This window comes from Caproiciproducens galactitolivorans (genome assembly GCF_004768785.1).
Lineage (GTDB): Bacteria > Bacillota > Clostridia > Oscillospirales > Acutalibacteraceae > Caproiciproducens > Caproiciproducens galactitolivorans.
In genome coordinates, this window is sequence record NZ_SRMQ01000008.1 from 126,577 (window position 1) to 134,038 (window position 7,462).

Sequence of the window (7,462 nt, forward strand, 5' to 3'; positions counted from 1 at the left end):
ACACCTACAATGATTTTGAGTATTCAATTATACAACAATATACATATTTTATACAATATGCTGTATCTACTCTACTTTGTGTCGATATAGGCTTATAATCAGTGGTTAGCAGTAACTAATTATACAAAACAATAGTTTTGGATAATTAGATATGTGGATAATAACTAATAATTAGTGTTATGAATAGCATTATACTTGTCAATATTGACTAATAATAATGACATATACCATATATAGTGATTCAAGCCGGAGATAGACCAATAAAACAAGCCAATTCCATAGGAAATTAGGCATTTTAACCAGTGGAAGTTAGAACCAAATAAAAGTTTTATTACAATATCAGAATGAGGATTATACATTTAATATACATAAATTATGTATAGAATCACATGAAAAAATGTAGTGGAGAACCCCCTTTTCCGAAAATGCCGCCATAGCTAACACACTTTTTTTCTGCCAACAAAATTTTACCCCTATCAATTAAGGTAGGGTATTCTTATGTCAAATTTATGTAAATAAATAATAAAATCTACCTTAAACTATTTACCCATGAAATTACACCCCTAACCATACTTATGTCTAAATCTATAATACTACATAAAGAAATTCAACCCTAAAATCAATTCTGTCATTATCATATGAAATTATACTGCCGGAACATGAAATCGTCTATTTACTTCAAAAACTATATAACTACATTATGTTTTAAGACAACGTGGAGATATTTCAAGTAGTAGTTTAAAGATGGGTAGAATCATTTGTGAACTTGAAAGAATTTATGGCGTAAGACAAGGAAGTAATAATTTAAAAGGGACTAATGTCACTGAACATTGTGCAGTCACGCAAAAGGATTTGGCTGATAAATTAAGTGTTGATGAACGTTCATATGCCAATTATAAAAAACTTACCACTCTTATTCCAGAACTTCAAGAAATGGTTGATAATTTTCAACTAGTAAACTCTTTACCACGTTGAAGATGGGATTTCCCAATTTTCAATGGAACTTCATTTGAGTGTGTGTCAAATTTAACCTCTCTCAAATATGAAGCAGGGTGTTCCATTTCGTACACCCCTATATACATTACATAGAAAGGACTGATACAATGTCAATAACAACACTTAATCGTTTAAAGATGGAATTGAACAATAAAGATTATTATCCTGATGATACATTATCAATCTATCTGACTGAAAATTCCCTTGATGGTACTGAAACCTATGACAAGGCAACCATGCAGAAAAATTTATATCAAACCGTATATGATGTATTGGATTCCCTTGCAAATAACCTTGATTTATTCAGATCAGTAGAAACAGAATTTGCGACTACAGGGCAAGCCTATACATATCTACAAAAACGGCTTGATACACTTCAAAGCAAAATACTTTCAATACCTGATGCAGCAGGTACAACCGATTCACAATTCAATTTTATGTATCATGATTGAGAGGTGATAGAATGTATGATACAGTTAATTCTGCCTTTTCTGATGCCCTAAAGCGTGAAGGCAAAGTAATTACTGCCTATTCAGATAATACCCCATACAATGTTATATTCAGGCGCAATAGTGATACGAATAAATTACAGAATACAGTAACAATATTTTATAGTGCCGATTCTACTGTCCATGCCGGACAACTCTTGAAATACAAAGATAAAATATATCTATCCATCAATCAAGAATCCGCTGAAAATGATACATACCTAAAATCGGACTTGCGACAAACAAACGCAGTTATGAATTATATCAGTGGGAGCACGGAATTTAATGTTCCTGTCTATGCCTATGATGTGAATGATGCTTTAGCAGTTAGCAGCAATACTATTTCAATTGTCGGAGGTAATATTAAACTCATAGCGGAAAATTCGGCTATCACAAGAGCATTAAAAATTAATGATTGCTTTTATGCTTTGGGCGGTTATTGGAAGATTGATAATCTGATTTATAAGGACAACGTAATTTATATTTACGTTGAACGAGAATCAACCAGTATAGTTTATACAGTAACCATTACTTCAAATGATTCTTATGATAGAGGAACAACTGCACAATTTACGGCTACTGCAAAAGCAGGTAATACAGTAGTTACCAATGCCAATGTTATATGGAGTTCTTCTGATACAAGCAAAGCAACAGTAGATTCAAGCGGTAATGTCACATTCCTTGCAAATGGTAGTGTTGATATATCCGCTGCATGGCAAGAACATAGCGTAAGTTCTACAAAATCAATCACAATAACAGAACCGCCAGTATATGGACTTACTATTGCAGGTAATGATTCTTATACAACTTCTGATACACCGACATTGACCGCAACGGCTACAATAAATGGTACAACGGATACAACGGCAACTATTACATGGGATTCTTCAGATACTTCTATTGCTACAATTGACAGCACTGGCAAAATTACATTCCTTAAAGCAGGAAGTGTTATATTTACCGCAACATGGGTAGAACACAATAAAACGTCTACAAAAGCAATTACTGTTACAGTTCCAGTTCCAACTACACAATACACTTGTAAGATTACAAATACATCGGCTACATGGACAGAATATAATGATACTACTAATATTGCTACAGTTAAAGTAGGCGGCACTTTAAAACCGTTTATGTGTCATTTCTATGATTCTACGGGAACAGAGGTTACGACTTTAACTCCTGCATGGTCAATAGATGTAAGTAAATTGACCGCAGCGCAACAGGCAAAAATACATTTAACATATAATTCTAGTTATCCTTTAAGATGCTATTTAAATGTGGATAATGATACGACTCTTATTGGATTACAATTCACATTATCTTTAACAAATGATACAGGTACTTGTGAAATGAAAACAGTTCCAATTCAGATTACAAGTCTTATGTAATGGTTTTTACTGTATATGGATAAGAAAATGTATTGCGTTTTGTTATTGCAATTTATTATTGTTCTGGATATGAATACTAGTGATATGTATAATTTTGTTGTATATTTTTATTGTATATGTACGATTTAGAAAACTCTTATAAACCGCATGAACGCTATGTTTGTGCGGTTCTTTGTTTTTTATATAATATTGGATAAGAAAATATATCCCAATTTATTATACCATGCTTTTTATTGTGGTCAACCATTTAAACAAAGACATAGAAATGAGTGTTATTGTAAAAAGCATAAAGAATATCAACCAATTAAAAGTAAAGACTTAATATGTTGTGATTGTCATAAGCCATTTAAAGTTGATGGAATAGTAAAAAATAAAAAACGTTGTGATGAATGTCAAAAAATATTGAGAGATAAACAAAACAAGGAAAAATCTTCAAAATATTATTATAATCACAAGTAATCTTACCAGTTTTATTTTAATAAAAATATTTAAAAAGTTCAGTAACCATGCGGTTTTCTGGGCTTTTTATTTTTTTTCTAACTTATGGATAGTAATTAAATTATAATATCTCATTTAATACTATACCACAACATAATTGATATTGCAGAAAAGGAATGATTAATATATAACTAATAGAACAGGAGAGTGAAAAAATGGATATGCAAGCAATAACCAACTTAATCACAACTGTAGGATTCCCTATTGTGTGTTGTTTGGGTTTAGGTTGGTTTATGGTCAAATACATAAATCAGCAAAGAGAAGATAATGTCAACAGAGAAAATAAATTACTAGAACAGATTGACAAGCAAAATGAAGTTCTTGTCAGTATTAATTCTAATATGGATAAAATGTCAAGCACCTTAGAGAGTATGAATCAGCGGCTTGATGTGCTGGAGCAAAAGGTTGAAAGTAAATAAAACCTAACGCTCACAAATTGAATAAAAATGCTTAAAAAGTCCAGTAACCATGCGGGTTACGGGGTTTTTTTATGTACCGTTATATATACAGTATGGAAAAAGTTAAATAAATTAAAACATCAAAAAGAATATAAATCAATAATCAGCATACGACCAATGGTCTTACCCAAGTAGATATAGCTAAGTGAAAATGTGAAGTTGTCAAATGGGAATTCAGAAATGTCCCCATGTTTTAATTGAATAAAAAACTCTCTAAATCCGCATGGCTCTAGGGTTTTGCGGTATTTTTATGTACAGTTATATATACAGTATAGGATAACGATATATAAATTACAATAACCATAAACCTAACGCTCACAAATTAAATAAAAATACTTAAAAAGTCCAGTAGCCATGCGGGTTTCTGGGATTTTTTATGTACCGCTATATATACAGTATGGAAAAAGAGAAATTATGTGGACAAATCAAAAATCAAGTGAGGAAAGCAGAAAAGGCTTAAAACCTAGATTATTGCTACACTTTTCAAATATTTTGTCTTTTATATAATAGTGAGAGAGAAAAGAATGCAAAAATATCGCAATAAACTATAATTGTTACCAGTTGTTTTTAAAGTTTAAAAATCTTGAAAACCGCTTGGCTCTAAGGCTAGGCGGTTTTTTTATACCCTCTATATATACAGTATGGAAAAAGTTATAATAAGTTAAAACATCAAAAAGAATATTATGGGTTATCAAATAAAGGAAGTCGAGATAAACGTAGATATAAACGTTGCAGAGATTGTGGTAAAATGTTTTTAGTTGATAGAATAGTAAAAAATAAAAAGCGTTGCGATGAATGCCAAGAAGTATTAAGAAAAGAACAAAATAAAGAAAAATCAGCAAGATATTATTATAATCACAAATAATTCTTACCAATTTTAATTGAATAAAAAACTCTCTAGATCCGCATGGCTCTAGGGCTGTGCGGTATTTTTTATTCCCTTTATATATACAGTATGGAAAAAGATAAATAAATTAAAAAAGCAAGAAGAACGCAATAAAAATAAATAAATGTAACGCAGTCAATTTTAACTTTAAAAATCTTGAAAACCGCTTGGCTACTATACTATTCAGTATATCAAAAATTTTCTAACTTAGGGTAGAAGAACAAAATTAATATTCAGATTGATAAAACCTTGCTCTTTTTTGAGCGAGGTTCTTTCTATATACAAAATTATAAACAAATGGGACAAGTCACAGTAACCAGTTTGGGGATTGTGGCAAGTAACAGGAAAGAGGTTTAATTTATGGAAGAAAATACAAATGTAGAACAACAGGATCAGGACACTATTACTATTAGCAAGAGTGATTATGCAAAGGCAATTCAATCAGCAGAGGATAAGTTAAGGACAAAGTATTCAGCAGATATTAAAGCATTGAAGGACAAGATTGCTGAACTTACTCCAAAACAAAAATCTGATGCAGAGATTGATTTTGAAAATCGCTTGAAAGCACTTGAAGCAAAGGAAAAGAAAATTGCTTTGCTTGAAAAATTGAACACAAAAAATATGGATAGTTCAATTGCCGATTTTTTGAAAGATGATGTGGACGTTGATAGTTTTAATACTGTAATTGAAAATCTTGTAAATGCAAGAATTGAAAAAGCAGGATATAAACCAACTGGACACATGAATAGTGAATCTATTTCAAAAGAAAAATGGGCAAGTATGAACATCTCACAAAGAACGGAATTTTATAATTCCAACCCTGAACTTGCTAAAAAGTTGATGGGTATGTAATCGCTCAAATTTGAGCAAAAGCAGAGTCACTGAAACGGTGACACAGAAATCAAAATTTTAATGAAAGAAAGAGGTAATTTATTATGGCTATATTTATTCCTGAAATTTTCGCAAATGCAGTTAATGAGAAACTCGGTACTACCCTCCGCTTTGGTTCTGTAGCGTTTGATGCTACTTCCCTTGTATCCGATATTAAGTCCGCAGGTGACACAATGCACTTCCCCAAACTGAAAAGAACCGCAACAGTAGAAACAGTTGTTAAGGGTACTCCCCTCACTCCTGCTACTATTGATATGACAGATAGCACAGCAGTTATCAAATACATTGGTTCTGCTTTCCGTGTGTACGATTCAGAATTGTCACAGATTAAAGGTACTGTACTCGATAAGATTGTTGAGCAGGTAAGTACCGCTATGGCAAAACAAATTGATACAGACCTTGCAGCAGCCGCAGATACAGCAGTATTTAAGAGTGCAACCGCAGCAGCCGATAAAATCACTTCTGCTGAATTACAGTCAGGTATTGATAATTTTGGTGACAATGTGGATACAGATTCCTTTGCTGCTATTGTTATCAATCCTAAACTCCGCTCTAGTTTTGTAGGTATGGACGAATTTGTAAATACCGCAAAAACCTATCAGACCGCAGGTAACGCAATTGTTCAGAATGGTATTATCGGTCATTATTTCGGTATTCCTGTAATTGTAACTTCCAACGGTACATGGGATACTACTAAATTAGAAGCCAAAACTTACATTATCAAGAAAGATGCTCTCGGTTATGTATTCCAAAAGAATATTACTCTTGAAGAAAGCCGTCAGGCACTTTTACTTGCAACTGATGTTGTTGCATCTAGCCTTTACAGCACAAAGTTACTTGACGATTCTGGCATTGTAGTTTGCAGAAAGACAGTAGCATAATCAATTAATCAAAACTGAATAAGACTTATAAAGGTCAGAGTAGCAATAGTTACTCTGGCTTTTTCTATATCTACTGTAAATCAATAGGTATAGAAAAGGTAACAAATTTGTTACCTTTATATTTCTATGAAAGAGGTGAAATCAAACGTGATAACAGGAAAAGAATTCAAAGAAATCAGAGAGTACAAAGGTTTGTCCTTGCGTGATGTAGCAAAATTTTGTGATGTATCGCCGCAACTGATCGGACAAATTGAGCAAGGAAAAAAGTATTTTACAGAAAATAACTATCAGCAAATTATTGATGCTATGAACCTTGCAACGGTAGCAAAGGCAAGTGGCGAATTAGAAAAACACAAAGGAATCAAATTAACAACAAATAAATGAAAATCAAAGGAGGAATTAAACAATGATGTATTTTATGGCATTACAGGTAGGAAGGAGATGTGATGATAAGCATTAAATCCTATGGGAGATAGACTAAATATCGCTTGAACCAACTGTAAAACTCTTGTGAAAACAAGAAAATGAAGCAACAATTATTAAATAAATTTCCAACATGGTATGAGGACTTAACACCTGAAAAGAATTATCTTGTCTTATCAAATGACTATGACAGTTACTATTCATGTTGTTTACTAAGAAATAAATTCGGAATAGAAATAGGCGGCTTTTACTCTCTCAAAGATGGTTTATATCTTAATGCAGAACATACAAAGGGTAAAGAACCTATATTTGTAGATTTGAGTGTTACCAGACGCAAGACATTTGATAACCACTTTACATTTATTAATAATCCTGAATCTATCAATCCAAATATCATTACAGATGTTTATTACAGGAAATATAGGCTATGTCAAGAGAAGTTCGCAATTTGGGGACTCCACGAAATGAATTAAGCTGCGCTTAGCAGAAGTGTCTGAATCGATTTGGGATTCAAATATGCTCTGGAAACGGACCAGTCTTCAGCGTATTC

General features: G+C 32.3%; 8 protein-coding genes. All 8 read left to right on the forward strand.

The window, feature by feature from the left end; genetic code table 11:
* Positions 1-744 precede the first annotated feature (744 nt).
* The 8 genes from CAGA_RS09195 (at position 745) to CAGA_RS12685 (ending at position 7,385) form a co-directional block, all read left to right on the forward strand.
* Entirely contained in the window at positions 745-975 is a 231-nt protein-coding gene (locus CAGA_RS09195) for a hypothetical protein (protein ID WP_135660096.1), read from the forward strand.
* A gap of 128 nt (positions 976-1,103) precedes the next feature.
* Complete coding sequence (locus CAGA_RS09200) at positions 1,104-1,448, forward strand: hypothetical protein (protein ID WP_243113011.1); 345 nt, start codon at positions 1,104-1,106, stop codon at positions 1,446-1,448.
* A gap of 11 nt (positions 1,449-1,459) precedes the next feature.
* Positions 1,460-2,875: an Ig-like domain-containing protein gene (locus CAGA_RS09205; protein ID WP_135660098.1), complete on the forward strand. Its 1,416-nt coding sequence runs from the start codon at positions 1,460-1,462 to the stop codon at positions 2,873-2,875.
* Between the two features lie 653 nt (positions 2,876-3,528).
* A complete protein-coding gene (locus CAGA_RS09210; RefSeq protein WP_135660100.1) occupies positions 3,529-3,792 on the forward strand; it encodes a hypothetical protein in 264 nt (87 codons plus the stop codon).
* A 1,285-nt stretch (positions 3,793-5,077) separates the two neighbouring features.
* Positions 5,078-5,569: a hypothetical protein gene (locus CAGA_RS09215; protein WP_135660102.1), complete on the forward strand. Its 492-nt coding sequence runs from the start codon at positions 5,078-5,080 to the stop codon at positions 5,567-5,569.
* 83 nt (positions 5,570-5,652) lie between these two features.
* On the forward strand, positions 5,653-6,489 hold the full coding sequence (locus tag CAGA_RS09220) for a phage major capsid protein (protein WP_135660104.1): 837 nt from the start codon (positions 5,653-5,655) through the stop codon (positions 6,487-6,489).
* Positions 6,490-6,636: 147 nt separating this feature from the next.
* Positions 6,637-6,873, forward strand: coding sequence for a helix-turn-helix domain-containing protein (locus CAGA_RS09225; protein ID WP_167875203.1), 237 nt, complete (start codon positions 6,637-6,639; stop codon positions 6,871-6,873).
* A 140-nt stretch (positions 6,874-7,013) separates the two neighbouring features.
* Complete coding sequence (locus CAGA_RS12685; protein ID WP_167875204.1) at positions 7,014-7,385, forward strand: hypothetical protein; 372 nt, start codon at positions 7,014-7,016, stop codon at positions 7,383-7,385.
* Positions 7,386-7,462: the final 77 nt, after the last annotated feature.